Origin of the sequence: Leifsonia sp. Leaf264, assembly GCF_001422325.1 — a bacterium.
GTDB lineage: Bacteria > Actinomycetota > Actinomycetes > Actinomycetales > Microbacteriaceae > Orlajensenia.
This window is the reverse complement of record NZ_LMMR01000006.1, coordinates 212,694-236,392: the sequence shown is the minus strand read 5'-3', so window position 1 is coordinate 236,392 and position 23,699 is coordinate 212,694. Positions and strand designations below refer to the sequence as shown.

General features: G+C 68.6%; 25 protein-coding genes and 1 tRNA gene. 22 read left to right on the top strand and 4 right to left on the bottom strand.

Features of this window, described 5'->3' with window-relative positions:
• Positions 1 to 56 precede the first annotated feature (56 nt).
• Positions 57 to 551, bottom strand: a complete 495-nt coding sequence (locus ASF30_RS14265; RefSeq protein WP_055907894.1) for an inorganic diphosphatase — start codon at positions 549 to 551, stop codon at positions 57 to 59.
• Between the two features lie 45 nt (positions 552 to 596).
• On the opposite strand from ASF30_RS14265, the gene tilS reads away from it, so the two are divergent.
• The 16 genes from tilS to cls all read left to right on the top strand — a co-directional run bounded on the left by tilS (position 597) and on the right by cls (position 14,278).
• Positions 597 to 1,604 (top strand): tRNA lysidine(34) synthetase TilS, encoded by a 1,008-nt coding sequence (gene tilS / locus ASF30_RS14260; protein ID WP_055907890.1) that lies wholly within the window; start codon positions 597 to 599, stop codon positions 1,602 to 1,604.
• Positions 1,605 to 1,654: 50 nt separating this feature from the next.
• The gene (gene hpt / locus ASF30_RS14255) at positions 1,655 to 2,206 is read left to right on the top strand and encodes a hypoxanthine phosphoribosyltransferase (RefSeq protein ID WP_055907887.1); all 552 of its coding nucleotides are present in this window, start codon (positions 1,655 to 1,657) and stop codon (positions 2,204 to 2,206) included.
• 78 nt (positions 2,207 to 2,284) lie between these two features.
• Positions 2,285 to 4,300: an ATP-dependent zinc metalloprotease FtsH gene (ftsH, locus tag ASF30_RS14250; RefSeq protein WP_055907885.1), complete on the top strand. Its 2,016-nt coding sequence runs from the start codon at positions 2,285 to 2,287 to the stop codon at positions 4,298 to 4,300.
• Between the two features lie 13 nt (positions 4,301 to 4,313).
• Positions 4,314 to 4,910: a GTP cyclohydrolase I gene (gene folE, locus ASF30_RS14245; RefSeq protein ID WP_055907883.1), complete on the top strand. Its 597-nt coding sequence runs from the start codon at positions 4,314 to 4,316 to the stop codon at positions 4,908 to 4,910.
• A complete protein-coding gene (gene folP / locus ASF30_RS14240) occupies positions 4,903 to 5,733 on the top strand; it encodes a dihydropteroate synthase (protein WP_055907881.1) in 831 nt (276 codons plus the stop codon). The genes folE and folP overlap by 8 nt, the downstream gene beginning before the upstream one ends.
• Positions 5,726 to 6,097: a dihydroneopterin aldolase gene (gene folB / locus ASF30_RS14235; RefSeq protein WP_157497423.1), complete on the top strand. Its 372-nt coding sequence runs from the start codon at positions 5,726 to 5,728 to the stop codon at positions 6,095 to 6,097. Before folP ends, folB begins: the two co-directional genes overlap by 8 nt.
• Positions 6,094 to 6,630, top strand: a complete 537-nt coding sequence (gene folK, locus ASF30_RS14230; RefSeq protein ID WP_055907875.1) for a 2-amino-4-hydroxy-6-hydroxymethyldihydropteridine diphosphokinase — start codon at positions 6,094 to 6,096, stop codon at positions 6,628 to 6,630. The genes folB and folK overlap by 4 nt, the downstream gene beginning before the upstream one ends.
• Entirely contained in the window at positions 6,627 to 7,100 is a 474-nt protein-coding gene (locus ASF30_RS14225) for a DUF3180 family protein (protein ID WP_055907870.1), read from the top strand. The genes folK and ASF30_RS14225 overlap by 4 nt, the downstream gene beginning before the upstream one ends.
• Entirely contained in the window at positions 7,093 to 7,647 is a 555-nt protein-coding gene (locus tag ASF30_RS14220) for a PH domain-containing protein (RefSeq protein WP_082467825.1), read from the top strand. The genes ASF30_RS14225 and ASF30_RS14220 overlap by 8 nt, the downstream gene beginning before the upstream one ends.
• Positions 7,644 to 9,194, top strand: a complete 1,551-nt coding sequence (locus tag ASF30_RS14215) for a PH domain-containing protein (RefSeq protein ID WP_055907866.1) — start codon at positions 7,644 to 7,646, stop codon at positions 9,192 to 9,194. Before ASF30_RS14220 ends, ASF30_RS14215 begins: the two co-directional genes overlap by 4 nt.
• Complete coding sequence (locus ASF30_RS14210) at positions 9,191 to 9,964, top strand: Rossmann-like and DUF2520 domain-containing protein (protein ID WP_055907864.1); 774 nt, start codon at positions 9,191 to 9,193, stop codon at positions 9,962 to 9,964. The genes ASF30_RS14215 and ASF30_RS14210 overlap by 4 nt, the downstream gene beginning before the upstream one ends.
• Before the next feature lie 3 nt (positions 9,965 to 9,967).
• Positions 9,968 to 10,843, top strand: a complete 876-nt coding sequence (panC, locus tag ASF30_RS14205) for a pantoate--beta-alanine ligase (RefSeq protein ID WP_055907861.1) — start codon at positions 9,968 to 9,970, stop codon at positions 10,841 to 10,843.
• A gap of 33 nt (positions 10,844 to 10,876) precedes the next feature.
• Entirely contained in the window at positions 10,877 to 12,394 is a 1,518-nt protein-coding gene (gene lysS / locus ASF30_RS14200; protein ID WP_055907858.1) for a lysine--tRNA ligase, read from the top strand.
• A complete protein-coding gene (locus ASF30_RS23210) occupies positions 12,391 to 12,540 on the top strand; it encodes a hypothetical protein (RefSeq protein ID WP_183060662.1) in 150 nt (49 codons plus the stop codon). Before lysS ends, ASF30_RS23210 begins: the two co-directional genes overlap by 4 nt.
• Before the next feature lie 76 nt (positions 12,541 to 12,616).
• Positions 12,617 to 12,808, top strand: a complete 192-nt coding sequence (locus tag ASF30_RS14195) for a hypothetical protein (protein ID WP_055907856.1) — start codon at positions 12,617 to 12,619, stop codon at positions 12,806 to 12,808.
• 6 nt (positions 12,809 to 12,814) lie between these two features.
• Positions 12,815 to 14,278 (top strand): cardiolipin synthase, encoded by a 1,464-nt coding sequence (gene cls, locus ASF30_RS14190; protein ID WP_055907852.1) that lies wholly within the window; start codon positions 12,815 to 12,817, stop codon positions 14,276 to 14,278.
• A gap of 36 nt (positions 14,279 to 14,314) precedes the next feature.
• On the opposite strand, the gene ASF30_RS14185 is transcribed toward cls, so the two are convergent.
• Entirely contained in the window at positions 14,315 to 15,295 is a 981-nt protein-coding gene (locus ASF30_RS14185; RefSeq protein WP_055907849.1) for a pirin family protein, read from the bottom strand.
• Positions 15,296 to 15,354: 59 nt separating this feature from the next.
• Between ASF30_RS14185 and ASF30_RS14180 the strand changes: the two genes are divergently transcribed.
• The 5 genes from ASF30_RS14180 to ASF30_RS14160 all read left to right on the top strand — a co-directional run bounded on the left by ASF30_RS14180 (position 15,355) and on the right by ASF30_RS14160 (position 20,500).
• On the top strand, positions 15,355 to 15,789 hold the full coding sequence (locus ASF30_RS14180) for a hypothetical protein (protein ID WP_055907846.1): 435 nt from the start codon (positions 15,355 to 15,357) through the stop codon (positions 15,787 to 15,789).
• Between the two features lie 172 nt (positions 15,790 to 15,961).
• Positions 15,962 to 18,487 carry an ATP-dependent Clp protease ATP-binding subunit gene (locus tag ASF30_RS14175; RefSeq protein WP_055907842.1) on the top strand — a complete coding sequence of 842 codons (2,526 nt, stop codon included), beginning with the start codon at positions 15,962 to 15,964 and terminating at the stop codon, positions 18,485 to 18,487.
• Positions 18,488 to 18,740: 253 nt separating this feature from the next.
• The gene (locus tag ASF30_RS14170; protein ID WP_055907837.1) at positions 18,741 to 19,247 is read left to right on the top strand and encodes an amino-acid N-acetyltransferase; all 507 of its coding nucleotides are present in this window, start codon (positions 18,741 to 18,743) and stop codon (positions 19,245 to 19,247) included.
• A 120-nt stretch (positions 19,248 to 19,367) separates the two neighbouring features.
• Entirely contained in the window at positions 19,368 to 20,009 is a 642-nt protein-coding gene (locus tag ASF30_RS14165; RefSeq protein WP_055907834.1) for a hypothetical protein, read from the top strand.
• A 53-nt stretch (positions 20,010 to 20,062) separates the two neighbouring features.
• Positions 20,063 to 20,500: a hypothetical protein gene (locus ASF30_RS14160; RefSeq protein WP_055907830.1), complete on the top strand. Its 438-nt coding sequence runs from the start codon at positions 20,063 to 20,065 to the stop codon at positions 20,498 to 20,500.
• Between the two features lie 38 nt (positions 20,501 to 20,538).
• On the opposite strand, the gene radA is transcribed toward ASF30_RS14160, so the two are convergent.
• On the bottom strand, positions 20,539 to 21,963 hold the full coding sequence (radA, locus tag ASF30_RS14155; RefSeq protein WP_055907828.1) for a DNA repair protein RadA: 1,425 nt from the start codon (positions 21,961 to 21,963) through the stop codon (positions 20,539 to 20,541).
• Between the two features lie 89 nt (positions 21,964 to 22,052).
• The gene (locus ASF30_RS14150) at positions 22,053 to 23,213 is read right to left on the bottom strand and encodes a N(5)-(carboxyethyl)ornithine synthase (RefSeq protein WP_055908749.1); all 1,161 of its coding nucleotides are present in this window, start codon (positions 23,211 to 23,213) and stop codon (positions 22,053 to 22,055) included.
• 223 nt (positions 23,214 to 23,436) lie between these two features.
• Here ASF30_RS14150 and ASF30_RS14145 point away from each other — a divergent pair.
• Positions 23,437 to 23,526 (top strand) — tRNA-Ser (locus ASF30_RS14145).
• The last annotated feature ends 173 nt before the right edge of the window (positions 23,527 to 23,699 follow it).

The window sequence follows — 23,699 nt, the reverse complement described above, 5'->3', positions numbered from 1 at the left end:
GGGTACGCGAAAGGGGCGAGCCGCAGCCCGCCCCTTCGGCATCCGTTCGACGAGAGCTAGTGCTTCTCGTGTCCGGGGAACGCCTCGATCGACTTCTGGATGATGGCCTCGGCCTCTGCCGCGTTGCCCCATGCCTCGACCTTGACCCACTTGCCGGGCTCGAGGTCCTTGTAGTGCTCGAAGAAGTGCTTGAGCTCGTTCTTGGTCTGCTCGGGCACGTCGTCGATGTCCTGGATGTGAGCCCAGCGCGGGTCCTTCGCGGGAACGACGATGACCTTGGCGTCTCCGCCGGCCTCGTCGCTCATGTCGAGGTAGCCGACCGGCCGCACTGAGACGCCGACGCCCGGGTAGACGGGGTACTCGAGCAGCAGCAGGGCGTCGAGCGGGTCGCCGTCATCGGCGAGGGTGTTCTCGAAGTACCCGTAGTCGGTCGGGTACGCGAAGCTCGTGAAGAGCACGCGGTCGAGGTAGACACGACCGGTCTCGTGGTCGACCTCGTACTTGTTGCGGCTCCCCCTGGGGATTTCGACGACGACGTCGTATGCGGCCATGTGCTGTCTCCTTGGGTGTCTGGAAAGTCGGCTTAAGGTTACTGGATGGAGTCCGAGCGCCGTCCCCGGTTGACCCCCGCCATCGCCGACGTGCGTCGGGCTGTGCGCGCCTGCATCGATGAGCTGGCTCCTTCCACCTCGGATGCGCTGCTCCTCGTCGCGTTGAGCGGCGGTGCCGACTCCCTCGCCCTCGCGGCTGCCGCAGCCTTCGAGGCCCCACGCTCCGCCCTCCGCGCCGGTGCTGTCATCGTCGACCACGGACTGCAGGACGACTCGGCCGCCGTCGCCGCGCGGGCCGCGGCACAGGCTCGGGAGCTCGGCCTCGATCCCGTGCTCGTGCGTCGGGTGCAGGTGGCCTCGTCGACGGATGCCGGCGGTCCGGAGGCTGCAGCCAGAGACGCCCGCTATGCGGCGCTGAACGACGCCGTCGCCGAGACGGGTGCGGCCGCCCTCCTGGTGGGCCACACCTTGGACGACCAGGCGGAGACCGTCCTGCTCGGACTCGCGCGAGGCTCCGGTGGCGCCAGCCTGCACGGCATGGCGGCGGCATCCGGAACCCTGAGGCGTCCGCTGCTCGGCATCCGTCGATCGACGACCAGGCAGTTCTGCGTCGACTCCGGCCTCGACGCCTGGGACGACCCGCACAACGACAGCGACCTCTACGCCCGGGTGCGGGTGCGCTCACGGGTGCTGCCCGTGCTCGAGACCGAACTCGGACCCGGCATCGCCGAGGCTCTGGCCCGCACGGCGGAGCAGTTGCGCGAGGACGGCGACGCTCTCGACGCGATGGTCGAGGAGACCATCGAGGAGATCTGCGAGCCGGCCGAGGCCGGCATCGCCGTCTCTGTCGGAGCCCTGGCCGCGAACCCGGCCGCGCTGCGGCAACGCATCATCCGTCACGTCGTCGACAGTGAATTCGGAGTGAGCCTCAGCCGCGCCCAGACCCTCGCCGTGGCGAGGCTGGTCACCGACTGGCACGGTCAGAAACCGCTCGATCTGCCGGGTATTAGAGTGAAACGCGACGGCGGACTCATCGTGTTCGCCGCCGCCTGACCCTCTTCTGATCGCACCCCTGATCGACCCAAGCGGAACGGAACAACGCCATGGAAGCCCATGACATCGACGGCCAGCTCACGGAGATGCTGCTGAGCGAGGAGGACATCCACGCGAAGCTCGCCGAACTCGCCCGGGTGATCGAGGCCGACTACGCCGACAAGAACGTGCTGCTGGTCGGCGTACTCAAGGGTGCCGTGATGGTCATGGCCGACCTCGCCCGTGAACTGCGGATCCACGCGAACATGGACTGGATGGCGGTCTCGTCCTACGGCAACGGAACCCAGTCGAGCGGTGTCGTTCGCATCCTGAAGGACCTCGACACCGACATCCTGGGCCGACACGTGCTCATCGTCGAGGACATCATCGACTCCGGCCTCACCCTCAGCTGGCTGCAGTCCAACCTGATCACCCGCGGAGCCGCCTCCGTCGAGATCTGCGCCCTGCTGCGCAAGCCCGAAGCGGCGAAGGTCGAGGTCGACGTCAAGTACCTCGGCTTCGACATCCCGAACCAGTTCGTCGTGGGCTACGGACTCGACTACGCCGAGAAGTACCGCAACCTGCGCGGGGTCGGAATCCTCGCGCCCCACGTCTACAGCTGACGAACCTCCGTCGCTCCGCCAAGCCGTGAGCGAACATGGAGCAAGTGCACAGCGCGTGGACGATACCCTCAGAGCACCATGAACGTGAAGAAGCTCCTGCGCGGACCATTCCTGTACATCATCCTGGCCATCATCGCCGTCTGGATCGGGTCCAGCCTGATCACGATGTCCGGGTTCCGGGAGGTGTCGACCCAGCAGGGCCTCGAGTTCCTGAACGACGGCAAGGTCTCCAACGCCAAGATCGTCGACGGCGAGCAGCGCGTCGACCTCACGCTCACCAGCGCCGACGCGAAGTACGGCGACCAGGTGCAGTTCTACTACGTCGCCCCGCGCGGCACCGAGGTCATCGACGCGGTGAACGCGGCCAAGCCCAAGGACGGCTTCACCGACGAGGTGCCGCAGCCGAACTGGTTCCTCTCCGCGCTCGGGTTCCTGCTTCCCCTGCTGCTCATCGGCGTCTTCTTCTGGATCATGCTCTCCGGCATGCAGGGCGGCGGCAACAAGGTCATGCAGTTCGGCAAGTCGAAGGCCAAGCTCGTCACGAAGGAGAGCCCGCAGGTCACCTTCGACGACGTCGCCGGCAGCGACGAGGCCCTCGAGGAGCTGCAGGAGATCAAGGACTTCCTGAAGGAGCCCGCGAAGTTCCAGGCCGTGGGAGCCCGCATCCCCAAGGGCGTGCTGCTCTACGGCCCTCCCGGAACCGGAAAGACCCTGCTCGCTCGCGCCGTCGCCGGTGAGGCGGGCGTGCCGTTCTACTCGATCTCCGGTTCGGACTTCGTCGAGATGTTCGTCGGCGTCGGCGCGAGCCGTGTGCGCGACCTCTTCGAGCAGGCGCGCCAGAACGCACCCGCCATCATCTTCGTCGACGAGATCGACGCCGTCGGCCGTCACCGTGGTGCCGGCATGGGCGGTGGGCACGACGAGCGCGAGCAGACCCTCAACCAGCTCCTCGTCGAGATGGACGGCTTCGACCCGAAGACCAACGTCATCCTGATCGCCGCGACGAACCGCCCCGACATCCTCGACCCCGCTCTGCTGCGTCCCGGACGTTTCGACCGCCAGATCGGCGTCGACGCCCCCGACCTGCAGGGCCGCAAGAAGATCCTCGAGGTGCACGGAAAGGGCAAGCCCCTCGCCAAGGGCGTCGACCTCGAGATCGTCGCGCGCAAGACGCCTGGCTTCACCGGCGCCGACCTCGCGAACGTGCTCAACGAGGCCGCGCTCCTCACGGCGCGCTCGAACGCCCAGCTCATCGACAACCGCGCCCTCGACGAGGCCATCGACCGCGTGATCGCCGGTCCGCAGCGTCGCACGCGACTGATGAAGGACAAGGAGAAGCTCATCACGGCGTACCACGAGGGTGGACACGCCCTCGCTGCCGCGGCGATGAACTACACCGACCCCGTGTCGAAGATCACGATCCTCCCGCGCGGCCGTGCCCTGGGCTACACGATGGTGCTTCCGCTCGAGGACAAGTACTCGATCACCCGCAACGAGCTGCTCGACCAGCTCGCCTACGCCATGGGCGGCCGCGTCGCCGAGGAGATCGTCTTCCACGACCCGACCACCGGCGCCTCGAACGACATCGAGAAGGCCACGGCCACAGCGCGCAAGATGGTCACCGAATTCGGCATGAGCGCCGATGTCGGTGCGGTCAAGCTCGGCCAGTCGCAGGGCGAGGTCTTCCTGGGCCGCGACATGGGCCACCAGCGCGACTACTCCGAGCGCATCGCCGAGCGCGTCGACGCCGAGGTGCGTGCCCTCATCGAGAAGGCTCACGACGAGGCCTGGCACGTGATCAACGAGAACCGCGACATCCTCGACCACCTCGCCCGCGAGCTGCTCGAGAAGGAGACCCTCGACCACAACGAGATCGCCGAGATCTTCAAGGACATCAAGAAGCTCCCCGAGCGTCCGCCGTGGCTCTCGAGCGAGTCCCGTCCGCTCTCGAAGCGTCCGCCGATCGACTTCCCGACCCCCGCACCGATCGACGAGACGGTGACGGATGGCGGCGTCGGCTCGGACACCGAGGCCCCGGCGGCCCCGGCTCCGACGCGCACCCGCGCCGTGAAGCCGCGTCCGGCGACAGCCTAGATCGGGCTCCGACGTGACGGGCGTCGATCGGCCGCGCATCGAAGCCGCTGTGACCGAGCTGCTGCTCGCGATCGGCGAGGACCCATCGCGACCGGGACTGGTGAAGACCCCGAAGCGCGTCGCTGACTCCTATGCGGAGTTCTTCGGCGGGCTCGAGGTCGACCCCGTCTCGCACCTGCAGGATTCGGTTCCCCTCGGCTCCAGCGATGACGGCCTGCCGCAGACCAGCGACGCCGTCATCGTGCGCGGCATCGACTTCAGGTCCATCTGCGAGCACCACCTGCTGCCGTTCGTCGGCATCGTGCACGTCGCCTACCTTCCCGGCGACCGCGTGGTCGGCCTCGGCAAGCTCGCCGACGTCGTCGAGACCCTCTCGACCCGTCCGCAGCTCCAGGAGCGCCTGACCGAGGAGATCGCGGATGCGCTCCAGTCCGGGCTCGCCGCACGCGGCGTGCTCGTCGTGATGGACGCCGTCCACCGCTGCGTCGTGGCACGGGGCTCGCGCCAGGCAGGCAGCTCCACCGTGACGGTCGCCAGCCGCGGCGAGCTGACCGACCCCGTCGCCCGCGCCGAGCTCATGGCGCTCATCGGCGAGACGACCCGTGGCTGAGACGACGGCATCCGTCGTCGACACCGTCATCCTGGGCGTCCTCAACGTCACTCCGGACTCGTTCAGCGACGGTGGACTCTGGATCGACACGGATGCCGCCATCGCCCACGCGACAGCACTGGTCGCCGAGGGCGCCGACCTGATCGACGTCGGCGGCGAGTCGACCAGGCCGGGCGCCGAACGTGTCGATCCGATCGCCGAGCAACGCCGGGTCATCCCCGTGATCGCCGCTCTCAGCGCGGCCGGCATCGCCGTCAGCGTCGACACCATGAACTCGTCGACCGCCGTGGAGGCTGTCGCGGCCGGCGCCGCCGTGGTGAACGACGTCTCAGGCGGGCTCGCCGATCCCGACATGGCCGCGGCCGTGGCCGGCCTCGACGTGCACTACGTCGCCATGCACTGGCGCGGGCACTCCAAGCACATGAACGAACTGGCCCGCTACGGCGATGTCGTCGCCGACGTGAGGTCCGAGCTCGCCGAACGGGTGGAGGCGCTGCTGGCCGCAGGCATCAGCTCCGACCGCATCATCCTCGATCCGGGACTCGGATTCGCCAAGCGGGCGGAGCACGACTGGCAACTGCTCGGCAACCTCGAATCGCTCGCGACCCTCGGGCATCCGATTCTCGTCGGCGCCTCGCGCAAGCGGTTCCTCGGCGCGCTCCTCCCGGCTGATGCGCCCGTCGCGGAACGCGATCTCCCCACCGCCGTCGTGAGCGCCCTGAGTGCCCGCGCCGGGGTGTGGGGCGTGCGCGTCCACGACGTCGCCGGCACGCGCCGCGCGCTCGACGTCGTGCGCGCATGGCAAGGTGGAGAGCGTGGATAAGACGCTCGACAGCATCAGCATCACCGGACTGCGCATCGACGCTCATCACGGCGTGTTCGACCATGAGCGCAGGGACGGCCAGGAGTTCGTGATCGACACGACGGTCTGGCTCGACGTGTCTGGCGCGGCTGCGACCGACGAACTCGCGCAGACCATCCACTACGGCGAGCTCGCCGTCGAGATCGCCGACGCCGTGCGCCGCGATCCGGTCGACCTCATCGAGACCCTGGCCGAGCGCATAGCGACGACAGTGCTGGCGCATCCTGCGGCGCACGAGGTGCGGGTGACCGTGCACAAGCCGCACGCACCGATCCCCGAGCGCTTCGACGACGTGGCCGTCACGATCGTGCGGGGCCGCGCGTGAGCGTCGCACCGGGGGAGACGGGCTCCGTGCTCGCCCTCGGCAGCAATCTGGGGGACCGCGCCGAACAGATCGCCACCGCCATCGCGGAGATCGCCGACACCGACGGCATCCGTCTGACGGCGGCCTCGAAGCTCGTCGAGTCGACGGCCGTCAAGCTCACCGGCACCGACGACCGGGCTCCGCGCTACCTCAATGCCGTCGTGACCATCGCAACCACTCTCGACGCCGCAGCGCTCCTGCACGCCGTCAACGCCATCGAGGCCGCCCACGGCCGCACCCGCGACGAACGCTGGGGCGACCGCACCCTCGACATCGACATCATCACCTTCGGCGACTCCACCTCGGACGACGAGACCCTGACGCTGCCGCATCCGCGGGCCGCCGAGCGGGCCTTCGTGCTCGCACCGTGGCTGGAGCTCGAACCGGATGCCGAGCTTCCCGGCGCCGGTCGCATCGACGTGCTGCTCGCAGCCCTGCCAGCGGCCGACGCCGTCGCCGTCTGGCCGGCATCATCTGGATGGGCGACACGATGACCCGCACCCATCCGACCACCCTGATCGCCCTCGCGCTCGTCGGCCTGGTGATCGGCTACCTCGTGGAGCTCGGCACGGCGGCGACTGGGCGCGCGGTCTTCGTGCCGCCGCTGTCGCTTCCGATCGCGCTGGTGGCGATAGCGGCAGTGGTCATAGCCTTCGCCGTGCCCATCCGGCGTGCTGTCACCGGACGATCGAAGGCTCGCATCGACCCCTTCCGCGCCATGCGCGTCGCGGCTCTGGCCAAGGCGACCTCCCTGTCCGGAGCGCTGCTGCTCGGCGGCGGCATCGGGGTGCTGGTCTACCTGCTCACGCGCACGGCCATCCCCGGACTGGGCTCGGTCTGGATGACTGTCGCCGCCGCGGCCGCCGCTGCGATCCTGCTGGCCGCCGGCCTCGTGGCCGAGTTCTTCTGCACGATCCCGCCGAGCAATGATGACTCCGACGAGGAAGTGGGAGCGCATGCCTGAGACGGATCGTGACGACGAGGTCGCTGCGACGGCAGGATCTACCGCTCCCGAGCCTGCGGCATCCGACGCCCGTATCGATCTTCCCGACGTCGAGTGGAAGCGCGTCTCACCGAAGTTCCTCGTTGTGGCCATCGTGGGCCGGGTCATCTCGGCCGTGATCGTCTGCGGCGCCGCCGTCGTGCTGTGGCTTCTCGTCGGCTGGACGTGGGCGGGCTGGGCGCTCCCGGTCCTCGCCGCCGCCTTCATCATCGCCATCGCCATCGAGCCGCGACGGGTGCGTTCCATCGGCTACGCACTGCGCGCCGACGACCTGGTCTTCCGCCGCGGCATCATGTTCCAGCGCTTCGTGGCCGTTCCCTACGGCCGGATGCAGCTCGTCGACATCACCCGTGGACCTGTCTCGCGCGCCCTCGGCCTCGCCGACCTGCGTTTCGTGACGGCCGCGGCCACCACGGGCGTCGCCATCCCCGGGCTGCCCGAAGCCGATGCCGAGGAGTTGCGCGACCAGCTCGTGACACTGGCCGAGAGCCGCCGGGCCGGACTGTGAACCTCACCGACGGCGAGTGGCACCGTCTGCACCCGGCGTCGCCGTTGCTGCGCGGCGGCATCGTGTTCGTCGCCATCGCCGGCATCGTGATCAGCAACCTGCGCGAGCGGTTGGCGGAGTTCTTCTTCCACCTGCCGAGCTACGGCGATGATCCCCTCGACGACATCTACACCCGTGGTCTCGTCGGCTGGGTGCTGCTGGGAGTGCTCGCCGTGCTCGTGGCGATCATCGCCGTCTTCTACGTCTCGTGGCGCATGCACAGCTTCCGCGTCACGGACGACCTGGTCGAGGTGCGCAGCGGCCTGCTCTTCCGCACCCACCGCAGGGCCCGGCTCGACAGGGTGCAGGGCGTGACCATCACGCGCTCCCTGCTGCCGCGCATCTTCGGGGCGGCCAAGCTCGACGTGGCCGTGGCTGGGAACGACGGCAACGTCCAGCTCGCCTACCTGGGGTCGGCCTCTGCCGACGCGCTGCGCCGCGAGATCCTCCAGCTCGCGTCGGGCCTGCGGGCGGCCAGAGACACCGGCAGCGAAGCCGCGGTCGGAACCGCCGACGCGCCGGTGATCGGGGAGGCGCCGGCAGCCGCCGTTGCCCCGGCATCCGTCGCCTCCAGCATCCTCAACCAGCGCGTGAACGAGTTCCTCGCCCCCGAGCTCGACCCGGATGCGGCACCGCCGGAGTCCGTCGTGCGCATCCCCGTCATTCGGCTGGTCGGATCCGTGCTGCTCAGCGGCTATTCGGTCTTCCTCGTCGCGGCGGCCGTTGCACTCATCGTCGGCTTCGCGAACGGGGCGCTCTGGCCCGTGTTCGCCGTGCTCCCCATCGCCATCGGCGGCGTGAGCTTCTACTGGGGCCGCATCACCCGCATGCTGCGCTACAGCATCGCCGGCACGCCGGACGGCGTGCGCGTGGGCTACGGCCTTCTCTCCACGAACAACGAGACCCTGCCGCCCGGCCGCATCCACGCCATCGGCGTGAGCCAGCCGTTGCTCTGGCGGCCGTTCGGCTGGTGGCGCATCCAGGTCAACACCGCGAGCCGGGCCCGCAGCGACAGCCAGAACCGGGACCACACCACAGTGCTCCCCGTCGGCACCGCGGTCGACGTGGGCCGGGTGCTCGGCCTCATGCTCCCCGCCTTCATCGGGGACGACGCAGATGCCCTGATCCGCAGCGGACTGCTGTCGCGCGGACGGGACGATGACGGCTTCACGGGTGCACCGCGTCAGGCCGTCTGGTTGCGCCCGCTCTCGTGGCGGCGTACCGGCTTCAGGTCGGCGGCGGGCGTGCTGCTGCTGCGGCACGGACTCGTGTCGCGCCATCTGGCGATCGTGCCGTTCGCCCGCGTGCAGAGCGTCTCGCTCTCGCAGGGTCCGCTGCAGCGTTCGCTGCGGCTCGCGGCCGTGCAGGTGCAGACCGTGGCCGGCCCGGTCGTGGCCTCGCTCGACGTGGCCGCAGCGGCAACCGCCGAACGCCTCTTCGCCGAGGCCGGATCCGCCGCCGTCGCCTTCGCCGCATCCGACACGAGTCATCACTGGAGTGCCCCATGAGCCCGACCTCCCCCGCGAACCGAGCCGGGCGCCTCGGCGTCGGCATCGTCGGAGCCGGACGCGTCGGCCCTGTCCTCGGGGCCGCCCTCGCGGGCGCCGGGCACGCCCTCGTCGGGATCTCCGCGGTCTCGGACGCGAGCCTGGAGCGAGCGGATGCGATGCTTCCCGGTGTGCCCGTGTTGAGTGTTCCCGAGGTGGTCGAGCGCAGCGAGCTCGTGATCCTCGCCGTCCCGGCCGATGAGCTCCCCGCCCTCGTTGCGGGACTCGCCGCGACCGGCGCCTGGCAGCCCGGGCAACTGGTGCTGCACACGGCGGCGCGCTACGGCACCGACGTCCTCGCGCCGGCGCTGCAACGTGGGGCGATCCCGCTCGCCGTGCATCCGGCCATGACGTTCACCGGCACCAGCCTCGACATCTCCAGGCTGGGGGAGGCCTGGTTCGCCGTGACGGCTCCGGCGCCCGTACTGCCGATCGGGCAGGCGCTGGTGGTCGAGATGGGCGGAGAGCCGCACATCGTCGCCGAGGCCGACCGTGCGGCGTACGCAGAGGCGGTCGAGACCGCCGTCTCGTTCTCGAGCGCCATCGTCGACCAGGCCGCCGGCCTCCTGCGCGGAATCGGCATCGAGAACGCCGGTACCTTCATCGCACCACTGGTGCGATCCTCGGTCGAGGCGGCGCTGGCCCGCAGCGGCGCGAGTACCATCGATGTGGCCGATCTGCTGGCCGACACCGGAGGCGGGTTCGACAACCCTCCCGCGTTCGAGGAGTGAGTGATGAACCCCCCGACCCCCGTCGCACCGCCCGTCGCGGTGATCTCGTCGATCGCCGCCGTGCGGGAACTGGTTCGCGATGCCCGTGCATCAGGTCACGGCATCGTGCTGGTTCCGACGATGGGCGCCCTGCACGCAGGCCATCTCTCGCTCGTCCGTCGGGCGCGTGAGCTCGGCGAGACGGTCATAGTCTCGATCTTCGTCAATCCCCTGCAGTTCGGGGCAGGCGAAGACCTCGACCGCTACCCGCGCACCCTCGACGCCGACGTCGCCGCGCTCGCCGAATTCGACGACGTCACGGTCTTCGCACCCTCGGTCGACGAGATGTATCCCTCCGGCAGCACCCAGACCCGCGTCGTGGCCGGCCGCGTCGGCGCGCTGTACGAGGGAGCCGCCCGCCCCGGCCACTTCGACGGCATGCTCACAGTCGTCGCCAAGCTGCTCGGCATCACCCGGCCCGACGTCGCCGTCTTCGGTCGCAAGGACGCTCAGCAGGCGTTCCTGGTGCAGCAGATGGTGACCGACCTCGACATCGCGACCACGATCGAGGTCGTCGACACCGTGCGCGAGCTCGACGGACTCGCCCTCTCGAGCCGCAACCGCTTCCTCTCGGATGCGGAGCGGCTGGCGGCCACCACGCTCTCCGAGGCGCTGCGCACGGCCGAGAACACGGCCTTCGAGGGTGTCGCCGAGGTGCTCGCCGAGGGAGCTGGGGCATTCGGCGACCACGACGCCGTTAAACTGGACTATCTCGTCGTCGTCGATCCGGCGACCTTCCTTCCGGTGGACGACGATTTCCGCGGCACGGCGACGGTTCTCGTCGCCGCACTCGTCGGGGAGACCAGACTCATCGACAACACCACCATCACCCTGAACTGACGCGGGCCGCGGCCCGCACCCACGGAGACATTCATGGCCGACGACCAGACCACGCACGACGAGCCGACAGCCGAGGAGATCTCGGAACAGAAGGCCGTGCGACTGGCCAAGCGCGAGCGACTGATCGCCGAGGCGACGGATGCCGCAGGCGGCGCCTACCCCGTGAGCGTCCCCGTCACCGACACCATCCCCGCTGTGCGTGCGCGCCACGCCGGACTCGAGGCCGATGTCGCCACCGGTGACATCGTCGGCGTCGCCGGACGCGTCGTGCACCTGCGCAACACCGGCAAACTCTGCTTCGCCGCGCTTCAGTCCGGCGACGGATCGCGTATCCAGGCCATGGTCTCGCTCGGCGAGGTGGGCGAGGAGAGCCTCGTGGCGTGGAAGGAACTCGTCGACCTCGGCGACCACCTGTTCGTCGCGGGCGAGGTCATCACCAGCCGTCGAGGCGAACTCTCGATCATGGTGCGCGAGTGGACCGTCGCCGCCAAGGCGATCCTGCCGCTGCCGAACCTGCACAACGAGCTCTCCGAGGAGAACCGGGTGCGCAGTCGCTACCTCGACCTGATCTCCCGCGACCAGGCCCGCGCCAACGTCGTCAACCGGGCCAAGACCGTGGCCAGCCTCCGCCGCACCTTCGACGACCTCGACTTCATCGAGGTCGAGACGCCGATGCTGCAGGTCATGCACGGTGGTGCATCCGCTCGCCCGTTCGTGACGCACTCGAACGCCTTCGACACCGAGCTGTTCCTGCGCATCGCCCCCGAGCTGTACCTGAAGCGCGCCGTGGTCGGGGGCATCGACCGGGTCTTCGAGATCAACCGCAACTTCCGCAACGAGGGCGCCGACTCGACGCACTCGCCCGAGTTCGCGATGCTCGAGGCCTACCAGGCCTACGGCGACTACAACTCGATCGCCGACCTCACCCAGAAGCTGATCCAGGATGCCGCCGTCGCGGTGTCCGGATCGCACGTGGTGACCTGGGCCGACGGCACCGAGTACGACCTGGGCGGAGAATGGGACCGCATCTCGATGTACGGCAGCCTCTCCGAGGCGGTCGGCCGCGAGATCACGCCGGAGACGCCCATCGAAGAGCTGCGTGCGATCGCCGCCGCCGAGGGCGTCGAGGTCGACCATCCGCTGCACGGCAAGTACGTCGAGGAGCTCTGGGAGCACTTCGTCAAGGGCGACCTGGTGCGGCCGACCTTCGTCATGGACTTCCCGCTCGACACCTCGCCGCTCGTGCGCGCCCACCGCTCCCGCGCCGGCGTCGTGGAGAAGTGGGACCTCTACATCCGCGGCTTCGAGTTGGCCACGGGCTACTCGGAGCTCGTCGACCCCGTCGTGCAGCGTGAGCGCTTCGTGGAGCAGGCGAAGCTCGCGGCCGGCGGCGACCCCGAGGCCATGCGCCTCGACGAGGAGTTCCTCCGCGCCCTCGAATTCGGCATGCCTCCGACCGGCGGCATGGGCATGGGCATCGATCGTCTGCTCATGGCACTGTCCGGCCTCGGCATCCGCGAGACGATCCTGTTCCCCCTGGTGAAACTGTGAACGACTACCTTCCGAAGAGCGAGCTCGAACCCGACGACGGCGGCAAGAAGCCCGTCTCCAATGCGCGCCTGGCCATCTGGCTCGCCGTGGGAGGGTTCGCCGTCTACATGATCGTGTCGGGGATCATCGGCATCGTCAGCAAGTAGGCCCCGGCGGCTCAGGGCGCCGCGGGTGGGCCGCCCGGCCGCGGGGCGGCATCCGTGGCCGTAGAATGGCAGGGCTATGGACAACTTCTGGGTCAACGCACTCTGGTCGATCACACCGACCGTGCTCGTCGGCGGCACCTTCTGGTTCATCATGCGCGCGCTGCTGCGCGCGGATCGCACCGAGCGCAAGGTCTACAGCGAGATCGAGGCCGAGGAGCGCGCCAAGCTCGGACTGGATGCGCCCACCCGCGACAAGCCCGCGGTCTAAGCACGCATGTCGACGACGGACCTGTCGCTCCTTGTAGTCGTACTCCTCCTCCTCGTCGATTGGTCGATCCGCATCGCGGCGATCATCATCATTCCGCGCAACCGCCGCCCGACGGCCGCGACGGCGTGGTTGCTGGCCGTGTTCTTCATCCCGTACATCGGCGTACTGCTGTTCCTGCTGATCGGCAATCCCAAGCTGCCTCGAAAGCGGCGTGCCAAGCAGAAGGAGATGGACGCCTTCATCCGGGCGAACACGGATGTGCCCGAAGGGCGTCAGGCCAACGAGCAGTGGCCGGCCTGGTTCGCGTCGGTCGTCGAGCTGAACTCGAACCTCAGCGCCATGCCCATGGTCGACGGCAACTCCGCGCACCTCATCGCCAGTTACCAGGGCTCGATCGACGCCATGACGGCGGAGGTGGAGACAGCACGCAAGTACGTGCACGTCGAGTTCTACATCCTCTCGTGCGACCAGACCACCGTCGCCTTCTTCGACGCTCTCGAGGCCGCGGTGAAGCGCGGCGTGAAGGTGCGCGTGCTGCTCGACCACTGGGCGTCGTCCCACACCCGCGACTACAAGTCGACGCTCAAGCGCCTCACCGCCATGGGGGCGCAGTGGTACCTCATGCTGCCGGTGCAGCCTCTCAAGGGCAACAACCAGCGCCTCGACCTGCGCAACCACCGCAAGATCCTCGTGGTCGACGGCCGCACGGCGTTCGTGGGGTCGCAGAACCTGATCGACCGCACCTACAACAAGAAGTCGAACATCAAGCGCGGCCTCAAGTGGCAGGAACTCGTCGCCCGCGTCGACGGCCCCATCGTCGACGCGTTGAACCTCATCTTCATCACCGACTGGTTCATCGAGTCCGACGAACTCCTCGAGAAGGAGGTCGAGACCCTCGAGTCCATCGACGACCCGCGCCTGCTCGAGTGCCAGGTCGTGCCGAGCGGTCCGGGCTTCGCCGGCGAGAACAACCTGCGCCTCTTCCTCGCCCTGCTCTACAACGCGCAGGAGCGCATCGTCATCACGAGCCCCTACTTCGTGCCGGACGAGGCGATGCTCTACGCCATCACCACCGCCGTGCAGCGAGGCATCGCGGTCGACCTGTTCGTCTCGGAGATCGGCGACCAGGCCCTGGTCTGGCACGCCCAGCGCTCCTACTACGAGGCTCTGCTCCGCAACGGCGTGCGCATCTTCATGTACAAGGCGCCGTACATCCTGCACGCCAAGCACTTCACCATCGACGACGACGTCGCGGTGATCGGCTCGAGCAACATGGACATGCGCTCATTCGGCCTCAACATGGAGGTCTCGCTGATGGTGCGCGGCAAGACCTTCGTCCAGGAGATGCGTGCCGTCGAGGACGACTACCGGGCGGCCAGCAAGGAGCTCACGCTCGAGGACTGGCTGAAGCAGCCGCTCCGCTCGACAGTGCTCGACAACCTCGCGCGACTCACGAGCGCGCTGCAGTAGGGCCATCGGCTGGGGATCTCGGCCGCCCGCGAGCGGTCAGGACCTGGGCTTGAGCCGCACCGTCGGCATCTCGGGAGCGGGCAGTGCCCGGCCGTCGTAGTCGACGAGACCGAATCGCCCTCCGGGGTCGGAATGGGTGATGGCGTCGCTCTGCCAGTCACTCCGGAACTGGGCGATCTCGTCGTGACTGCGTCCGATGAAGTTCCACCACATGATGAAGGTCTCACCGAAGGGCTCCCCGCCGAGCAGCAGCGCGCGGGCGCCAGCCTCGCCGGCGCTCACGACCACGGAGTCGGCGCCCGGCGGCAGGTAGGCGAGCTCGGTGCGCGCCACCTCGGTGCCGTCGACGGTGAGGGGACCGACATCGACGAGGAGGCCGTGCTCGAAGGCGGAGTCGAGGGGGAGCTCCGCTCGTCCGTGGGGCGGCAGGTCGAGCTGGGCACCGAGAAGGGGCGTGAAGACCGAAGCCGGGGTCGAGGCACCGGCCATGGACCCCGCGAACACCTGAAGGGCGGCATCCGCCACCGTCGTGCGAACCGCAGTGTGACGCTCGAAGAACGGCTCGACATGGCGCGCATCGTCGGGGAGCACGATCCAGAGCTGCACGCCATGCAGGGTCGTGGCGTCGCCGAACGAGACCTCGGAGTGCGAGATTCCGCGGCCGGCGGTCATCAGGTTGAGCTGACCGGGGTGGATGCGGCCGAGGGTCCCCGCGCTGTCGCGGTGCTCGATCTCACCGCCGAACAGCCAGCTCGCGGTCTGGAGTCCGGTGTGCGGATGCGGCGGCACCACCATGCTGTCGGAGTCGCCGGGCCCGTAGTGGTCGGCGAAGCACCAGGCGCCGATCGTGGGGCGGCCACGCTGGGGGAGGGTGCGGTGCACCTTCATGGCGCGCGGCCCGCCGAGCGGCACCTCGCGCGCCTCGAGGACCTGCACGCCGGTCGGCACGGGCGAGGCTGTCGCATCCGCCGGCTCATCGAGGATGAGCTCGTCCGGGTGCTTCTCCAGGTTGCTCATGGGGGAATCCTATTGCGAGCGCCTTCCGCGCGCTCGACCGCTCGGCGTAGGCTGGCGCCATGATCAGACCGCGGAAGGCCGTGCGGTCGGCGGCATCCGTCGCACTCGTCGCGGCGACTGCTCTGGTGCTCTTCGGCTGCAGTGCCCAGGCGCAGAGCGGCAAGCCGATCGACGACTACGCGGGTGGTCCGAAAGGGGTCCGGGCACCCGGTGGGGCAGACCTCGAGCCCTTCGCCTCCTGGCTGGATCACGGCGACCAGATCGCGCTGACCCTGTATGGCAGCTCCGGATGCCCGCCCGTCGGCGAGTCGATGCGGGTGCGGTCCTCGAACTCGCTCGTCGTCGAGTTGGTGCCGATAGCTCCCGACAAGGCGTGCACGGCCGACTACGCACCGCACACCACGGTCTTCGCCACGCCGTCGGATGTGACGACCACCTCGGATGTCAGCATCCTCGTCGACGATCAGAGCATCACGCTCCCGGCCATGCGCTGACGGTGCCACGACCGCGGGTCACAGTGATCGCGGGCCGCAGCGCTCGAGCGGGCTCTCAGCCAGTCGTCAGAGTCGTGCGCCGAGGGCGAACACCGTCATTTCAGCGCTGATCGCTGGCTACTCTCTCTTATATCGAGAGCCGCATCCCTGCGCGGCATCGAGGGGAGTAGAGATGTTCGAGAGATTCACCGACCGAGCTCGTCGCGTCGTCGTTTTGGCCCAGGAAGAGGCCAAGATGCTCAACCACAACTACATCGGTACCGAGCACATCCTGCTCGGCCTGATCCACGAGGGTGAGGGCGTCGCTGCGAAGGCACTCGAGTCGCTCGGCATCTCGCTCGACGCCGTGCGCGAGCAGGTGCAGGACATCATCGGGCAGGGCCAGCAGCAGCCGACCGGTCACATCCCGTTCACGCCGCGCGCCAAGAAGGTGCTGGAGCTCAGCCTTCGCGAGGCCCTTCAGCTCGGCCACAACTACATCGGTACCGAGCACATCCTGCTCGGCCTCATCCGCGAGGGCGAGGGCGTCGCAGCCCAGGTGCTCGTGAAGCTCGGCGCCGACCTCAACCGCGTGCGCCAGCAGGTCATCCAGCTCCTCTCCGGGTACCAGGGCAAGGAGCAGGTGCAGGTCGGTGCCAACGAGCAGCAGCAGGCGCAGGGCGGCTCGCAGATCCTCGACCAGTTCGGCCGCAACCTCACGCAGGCAGCGCGCGACGGAAAGCTCGACCCCGTGATCGGGCGCGAGAAGGAGATCGAGCGCGTGATGCAGATCCTGTCGCGCCGCTCCAAGAACAACCCCGTTCTGATCGGTGAGCCCGGTGTCGGCAAGACCGCCGTCGTCGAGGGACTCGCCCAGGCCATCGTCAAGGGCGATGTCCCCGAGACGCTGAAGGACAAGCAGCTCTACTCGCTCGACCTCGGCTCGCTCATCGCCGGCAGCCGCTACCGCGGTGACTTCGAGGAGCGCCTGAAGAAGGTCACCAAGGAGATCCGCACCCGCGGCGACATCATCGTCTTCATCGACGAGATCCACACCCTCGTCGGTGCCGGTGCTGCGGAGGGCGCGATCGACGCCGCCAGCATCCTGAAGCCCCTGCTCGCCCGCGGAGAGCTGCAGACGATCGGTGCCACCACGCTCGACGAGTACCGCAAGCACTTCGAGAAGGATGCCGCTCTCGAGCGTCGCTTCCAGCCCATCCAGGTGGCTGAGCCGTCGTTGCCCCACACGATCAACATCCTCAAGGGACTCCGCGACAAGTACGAGGCGTTCCACAAGGTCTCGATCACCGATGGCGCCATCGTGTCGGCCGCGAACCTCGCCGACCGTTACGTCTCCGACAGGTTCCTGCCGGACAAGGCGATCGACCTGATCGACGAGGCCGGCGCACGCCTGCGCCTCTCGATCCTGTCGAGCCCGCCCGAGCTGCGCGAGTTCGACGAGAAGATCGCCGTGGTGCGTGCCGCCAAGGAGACCGCCATCGAGGACCAGGACTTCGAGAAGGCCGCGTCGCTCCGTGACGAGGAGAAGAACCTCCTCGGTGAGCGTCTGCGCCTCGAGAAGCAGTGGAAGTCCGGCGACGTCAAGACCACCGCCGTGGTCGACGAGGGCCTGATCGCCGAGGTGCTCGCGCAGGCGACCGGCATCCCCGTGTTCAAGCTCACCGAAGAGGAGTCCAGCCGACTCGTCTTCATGGAGAAGGCGCTGCACCAGCGGGTCATCGGCCAGGAGGAGGCCATCGCGGCCCTCGCCAAGACCATCCGACGCACCCGCGCCGGCCTCAAGGACCCGAAGCGTCCATCCGGCTCGTTCATCTTCGCCGGCCCCACCGGTGTCGGAAAGACCGAGCTCGCGAAGGCTCTCGCCGAGTTCCTGTTCGATGACGAGGCCGCCATGATCTCGCTCGACATGAGCGAGTACGGCGAGAAGCACACGGTCTCGCGCCTGTTCGGTGCCCCTCCCGGATTCGTCGGATTCGAGGAGGGCGGCCAGCTCACCGAGAAGGTGCGCCGCAAGCCGTTCAGCGTGGTGCTCTTCGATGAGATCGAGAAGGCCCACCCCGACATCTTCAACTCGCTGCTCCAGATCCTGGAGGAGGGACGCCTGACGGATGGCCAGGGTCGCGTCGTCGACTTCAAGAACACCGTCATCATCATGACGACCAACCTCGGCACGAAGGACATCTCCGGCGGCCCCGTCGGATTCCTCCTCGAGGGCGACAGCGCCACCGACTACGACCGCATGCGCGGCAAGGTCAACGACGAGCTCAAGAAGCACTTCAAGCCCGAGTTCCTCAACCGTGTCGACGAGATCATCGTCTTCCCGCAGTTGAACAAGGCCGAGCTGCTGCAGATCGTCGACCTGTTCGTGAAGCGACTGAGCGAGCGGATGCTGGACCGTGACATGACGGTCGAGCTCACCGTTCCCGCCAAGGAGCGTCTCATCGAGGTCGGCTTCGACCCGGCCCTCGGTGCCCGCCCGCTGCGCCGCGCCGTGCAGCACGAGGTCGAGGACCGCCTGTCGGAGAAGATCCTGCACGGCGAGCTCGGTTCGGGCGACCACGTGCACGTCGACTTCATTGCCGGCGAGTTCGTGTTCACCACCACGCGTCGCGAGGTCCCGGCGGGCGTCGGCATCAACGCCGGTGCCACGCTCGGCACGGGCGGGGTCACCCCCGACCTGGCGATCACCGCGGACTAGGAACATCATCAACGAGGGGTCGGGCGTTCGGGTCGCCCGGCCCCTCCTCACTTAAGTGCGCCGCGCCGAGCCCGCGCTCGCCCGCCCGCGCGCGGCGCGGCGCGCTGCGACTGTTCTGCTGCGGCGGTCCCGCCGTATGAAGGCATCCGCGAACCTGATTCCGCGTGATCACCGCCCCCTCGGGCGTCATGCCTTCACACGGCGGCGGGTTCGCCTTCACACGGCGGCAGCAGCTCGTCGTTAGGGTGGACGGGTGACCGACTTCCGCGTGCGCCGTGCCCGCACGAGTGACATCCCCGCCATCGCCGCGCTCGTCGAACCGCTGGTGCAGAGCGGCATCCTGCTCGGCAAGGAGCGCGTGGTGCTCTACGAATCCGTGCAGGAGTTCAGGATCGCTGAGGGCGAGGACGGCGAGGTCATCGGCTGCGGCGCCCTGCACGTGATGTGGGAGGACCTGGGCGAGGTGCGCACGCTGGCCGCGGCCCCGGAGTGGCTGCGTCGGGGTGTTGGTCATGCCATCCTCGACGTCCTCGAGGGCGACGCCCGCGAGCTCGGGCTCTCGCGCCTGTTCTGCCTCACCTTCGAGGTGCCGTTCTTCGAGCGGCATGGCTTCGAGGACATGGGGACGGAGACCGTCGATCCCGCCGTCTACGCCGAGCTGGTGCGTTCACGTGACGACGGCGTCGCCGAGTTCCTCGACCTCGCGCGGGTGAAGCCGAACACCCTCGGCAACACCCGCATGCTCAAGCAGCTGCGCTGACGGCGGGCCTGCTGCATCCGTCGACCTGAGACGGATGCCGTTCCTGCACGTTCCCACCCGGGTGGCGGCTCGCCGTGGCGCCTCCCCCTCGGTGGGGGTGCAGGTGCCTACCCTGTCGGTATGTCGACGCTCAAGCATCCAGTCGGCCCCCAGTCAAGCAAGGTGTACTGGCGCCGGCGTCTCACTGTCGGTCTCGGCCTGATCGCCGTCATCGTCGCCATCATCCTGATCGTGGTGCGCCCGGGTTCCAGCTCGGGTGAGCCGAACGACCAGAAGGCTCCAGCCCCCGCCGTCACGAGTTCCGAGAAGCCGACAGCCGATCCCACCGCGATCCCGACCGACGCCGTCGACGCGAAGGGCGCGGCCTGCAAGTCGAAGGACCTCGAGCTCACGGCGATCACCGATCTCGATGCCTACGCCGCCGACCAGCAACCGAAGCTCTCGCTCAGCATCACGAACACGGGCCCGAAGGCGTGCGTCGTGAACGCCGGCAGTTCGCAGCAGGTGTTCACCATCACGAGCGGTGACGAGGTGTACTGGTTGTCGACGGATTGCCAGAAGGATGCCGTGGATGCCGACGTCACCCTGAAGCCGAACGTTCCCATCGGATCGGCGGCGCCGCTGACGTGGGACCGCACGCGCTCGTCGGCCGACAGCTGCGACGGCGACCGTGAGACGGTTCCAGCCGGCGGTGCCTCGTACAAGCTGACGGTGACCGTCGGCGACGTGACCAGCGACCCCACGCAGTTCCTGCTCAACTAGGCGCCCGCGGTTCCCTCGGTGCCGCGTTCGGCGCGCGGCGATACGCTGGAATCATGCCCTCAGCATCCCCCAAGAAGTCGAAGAAGTCGGCGAAGAGCGCCAACCTCGACGCGACGACGTTCCGCTCGCAGGCGCTCGCCGAGGCGCTCGCGCAACAGGACATGGCCGCTGTCGCCCTCGCGCTGAGGAACGGCAACACCGTCGTGCCGCTCATGAGGGTGGGGCCACGCGACAACCCCCTCGATGGTGGCGAGGTCTGGACCTACCGCTCACCGGAGACCGGCGAAGTGGCGCTGCTGCTGTTCAGCGATGCGGCGAACAAGCCGGCGAACCTGCCGCCGGCCGTCGGCCTGCAGTCACCCACCTGGCTGCGTGCGTTCCTCGGTGCCAACGCCGAGCTCATCACGAGCGTCTTCCTCGACATCGCGGGCCCGCATCCGATGCAGGCGACACCGGCCGAGATCCTGCGCGCCCTCGACCTCGAGGCCTAGGGGCGCCGAGGGCGACACGTCGGCGTTCGGATGCGGTCCTAGAAGGACTCGCTGAACTCGCGTTCCCACTCGTCGCGTTGCGCAGCCCGCCGCTCGGCCGCACGGGCGTCCGAGGCATCCGTCGCAGAGGGTCCGGCGAGACGCAACCGATCGAGGGCGGCGTGCACGCTGCCCACCTCGGCATCGAGCACATGGGTGAAGCCGAGACGACGTGCCTCGGATGCACGTTGAGCGGCAGCGGACACAGGCCTCACCTCGCCGGCGAGGCTGATCTCGCCGAAGGCCGTGAGCTCATGGGGCACCGGCCGCTCGCTCAGGGCTGAGGCTATGGCCACGGCGATGGCGAGGTCGGCTCCGGGCTCGGTCAGCCGTACGCCGCCGACCGTGGAGATGTAGACGTCGTGCTCGCCGACGCCCTTGAGGCCGGCGCGACGCTCGAGCACGGCGAGGATCATGGCCACACGCGACGGGTCGACGCCGTTCATGACGCGCCGCGGCTGCGGTCCTGTGGCCTTCACGACGAGGGCCTGCACCTCGACGGGGAGCGCTCGTCGACCCTCGAGGGCGACTGTGACGCAGGTGCCGCTGACGTTCGTCGATCCGCGGCTGAGGAACAAGCCGCTGGGGTCTGGCACCTCGGCGATGCCGTCGCCGGTCATCTCGAAGCAGCCCACCTCGTCGGTGGGGCCGAAGCGGTTCTTGAGCGCACGCACGAAGCGCAGCGCGGTCTGGCGGTCGCCCTCGAAGTGGCAGACGACATCGACGAGATGCTCGAGCAGGCGCGGGCCGGCGATCGAGCCGTCCTTCGTCACGTGACCGACGAGCAGTACCGGCAGTTCGCGCTCCTTCGCCAGCCGCACCAGCGCGGCAGCGACCTCGCGCACCTGACCGGGCTGGCCGGCGAGGCCGTCGGAGAGCGAGCTCGACACGGTCTGCACCGAGTCGACGATGAGCAGTTGGGGCTCGACGGCGTCGACCTGGCCGAGGATGGTGCCGAGGTCGGTCTCGGAGGCGAGGTAGAGATCAGGCACGAGAGCTCCGGTACGGGCTGCGCGCAGCCGCACCTGGCTGACCGATTCCTCGGCGCTCACGTAGAGGACCCTCTTGCCGGTGGATGCCGCCCGCGCGGCGACCTCGAGAAGCAGGGTGGACTTCCCGACGCCGGGCTCCCCGCTCAGCAGGATGGCCGCTCCGGGAACGACGCCCCCGCCGAGAACGCGATCGAACTCGCCGATGCCGCTCGGCCAGCGGGTGATCTCCATCTCGGCGGTGAACTCGGTGATCGGGCGGGCTGTGCGCGCGGCCGACACGGCCACGGGCTTCACGGCGCGGGCGTTGCCGCCCGCCTGCTCGGCGGCATCCGTCACGGTGCCCCACTGCTGGCACTCGCCGCAGCGGCCCGCCCATTTCGCCGTGGTCCAGCCGCATTCGACGCAGCGGTACGCGTTGGTGGATCGGGCCATGGGGCGAGCCTAATCGGGACTCACGACACTGCCGGATGCCGCTCCGGGAGCCGGTCGCATCGGTCCATGACGGCGCCTGTGGGGGAGCCTCAGTGCGTCGGCAGGTAGGGGTACTCGATCGAACGACCCTGGAACTCGAGGATGGCGCCGTTGCGGATGCGGCCAGCCTCGATCTCCGTCGCCCGACGGATGGTGTCGGACTCGGCCCACGAGGATGGGCCCTCCATGACCGTGCGCAGGAACGGCATGAGGGCCTCGCTGATCTCCCAGGTCGCCGAGTTCCACAGGAAGGAGGGGCTGTGATCGACGGCGTAGTAGTTGGTGGACTCGCCGACTGTGAACATCGGGTCGTCGAAGGTCGTGGGGCGTGCCCAGCTGAAGCCCATTCCCGCGTCGATGGAGACGTCGACGATGAGGCTGCCCGGGCGGAACCCGCCCAGGTCCTCCTCGCGCAGGTAGGTGAGCGGAGCGTTCGGATCCTGCAGGGTGCAGTTCACCACGATGTCGTGGGCGGCGAGGAACGGCGCGAGCGCGACGGGACCGTCCTCGGTGTTCACGGTGCTCTGGAACGGAGCCTCCGGATCGTGCTCGAACTGGATGATGTCGACGGAGGGGATGGGGGAGCCGACCGCGGCCGTGTCGCGGTTGGTCAGCACGCGCACATCATGGATGCCGTGCGCGTTCAGCACTGTGACGGCGCCGCGGGCCGTGGCCCCGAAGCCTATGACCACGGCGCTGAGGCGGCGGCCGTAATCGCCGGTCGATCCGCACAGCTGCAGGGCGTGCAGCACCGAGCAGTAGCCGGCGATCTCGTTGTTCTTGTGGAAGACGTGCAGGCCGAAGCCCCCGTCGCTCTTCCAATGGTTCATCGCCTCCCACGCTATGAGCGTCAGGCCCTTGTCGATGGCGAGCTGGGTCATCTCGCGGTCCTGCACGCAGTGCGGCCAACCCCAGAGCGTCTGCCCGTCGCGAAGATCGGCGAGGTCGGATGCCACGGGCTTGGGCAGCACGATGACGTCGGACGTGGCGATGATCTCCTCGCGGGAGGCGATGGCTCCGACCAGGGGCGCGAGGCTCGCATCCGTGATTCCGAAACGCGTGCCGTACCCGGTCTCGAGCGTCATCGCGGCACGCAGGTCCTCGTCGATGCGCTCCAGGTGCGACGGATGCAGCGGCAGGCGCCTCTCGTCGGGCTTGCGTGAGCTGGCCATCACGCCGAGGCGCAGGAGGGGTGGGGTGGGGGAGGTCATGTCGAGCGTCCAGTCTTCCGGTGCCGATGCGCATGTTCGGTGCAGCTCGCTCACGGCATCCGCGCTGGCAGGCCGGACAGGGGTGAACCGCCGTCTGGGGAATCGGCGTCTGCTGCCGAGGTTACGCCACCCGGTCGGTCGCCTCGGGTCTCCGGTCGAACGGATGCCGCCCCTCCTCCGCCTCGATTCGCGTAGAAGCCCGTGCTCAACTAAACTCCATCTCGGTACCGTGTCCGAGCGGCCGAAGGTGCAACTCTCGAAAAGTTGTGTGGGTGAAAGTCCACCGTGGGTTCAAATCCCACCGGTACCGCCACCGGGCCCATCTAAGGTGGCGTTCTAAGGCCCTCGCTTGCGAGGGCCTTTTCCCTTTGTTGGCGCGGGTTTCAGCGTATTTTGGTTGTCCCGCCAGTGTCCGCCTCGTCTATGGGCACGAAAAAACGCCCCGAACGTCCGCCGAGCCTGTTTTCAGGCGCGTCGTATCGTTCG

Coding starts and splice junctions, on each gene's coding strand:
- ASF30_RS14195 (WP_055907856.1), top strand. CDS start 12,617: ATGGACAACTTCTGGGTCAACGCACTCTGGTCGATCACACCGACCGTG.
- panC (WP_055907861.1), top strand. CDS start 9,968: ATGAACCCCCCGACCCCCGTCGCACCGCCCGTCGCGGTGATCTCGTCG.
- ASF30_RS14150 (WP_055908749.1), bottom strand. CDS start 23,213: ATGACCTCCCCCACCCCACCCCTCCTGCGCCTCGGCGTGATGGCCAGC.
- ASF30_RS14220 (WP_082467825.1), top strand. CDS start 7,093: ATGCCTGAGACGGATCGTGACGACGAGGTCGCTGCGACGGCAGGATCT.
- ASF30_RS14185 (WP_055907849.1), bottom strand. CDS start 15,295: ATGAGCAACCTGGAGAAGCACCCGGACGAGCTCATCCTCGATGAGCCG.
- tilS (WP_055907890.1), top strand. CDS start 597: ATGGAGTCCGAGCGCCGTCCCCGGTTGACCCCCGCCATCGCCGACGTG.
- lysS (WP_055907858.1), top strand. CDS start 10,877: ATGGCCGACGACCAGACCACGCACGACGAGCCGACAGCCGAGGAGATC.
- ASF30_RS14265 (WP_055907894.1), bottom strand. CDS start 551: ATGGCCGCATACGACGTCGTCGTCGAAATCCCCAGGGGGAGCCGCAAC.
- ASF30_RS14210 (WP_055907864.1), top strand. CDS start 9,191: ATGAGCCCGACCTCCCCCGCGAACCGAGCCGGGCGCCTCGGCGTCGGC.
- ASF30_RS14175 (WP_055907842.1), top strand. CDS start 15,962: ATGTTCGAGAGATTCACCGACCGAGCTCGTCGCGTCGTCGTTTTGGCC.
- hpt (WP_055907887.1), top strand. CDS start 1,655: ATGGAAGCCCATGACATCGACGGCCAGCTCACGGAGATGCTGCTGAGC.
- ASF30_RS14165 (WP_055907834.1), top strand. CDS start 19,368: ATGTCGACGCTCAAGCATCCAGTCGGCCCCCAGTCAAGCAAGGTGTAC.
- radA (WP_055907828.1), bottom strand. CDS start 21,963: ATGGCCCGATCCACCAACGCGTACCGCTGCGTCGAATGCGGCTGGACC.
- ASF30_RS14160 (WP_055907830.1), top strand. CDS start 20,063: ATGCCCTCAGCATCCCCCAAGAAGTCGAAGAAGTCGGCGAAGAGCGCC.
- ftsH (WP_055907885.1), top strand. CDS start 2,285: ATGAACGTGAAGAAGCTCCTGCGCGGACCATTCCTGTACATCATCCTG.
- cls (WP_055907852.1), top strand. CDS start 12,815: ATGTCGACGACGGACCTGTCGCTCCTTGTAGTCGTACTCCTCCTCCTC.
- ASF30_RS14180 (WP_055907846.1), top strand. CDS start 15,355: ATGATCAGACCGCGGAAGGCCGTGCGGTCGGCGGCATCCGTCGCACTC.
- ASF30_RS14225 (WP_055907870.1), top strand. CDS start 6,627: ATGACCCGCACCCATCCGACCACCCTGATCGCCCTCGCGCTCGTCGGC.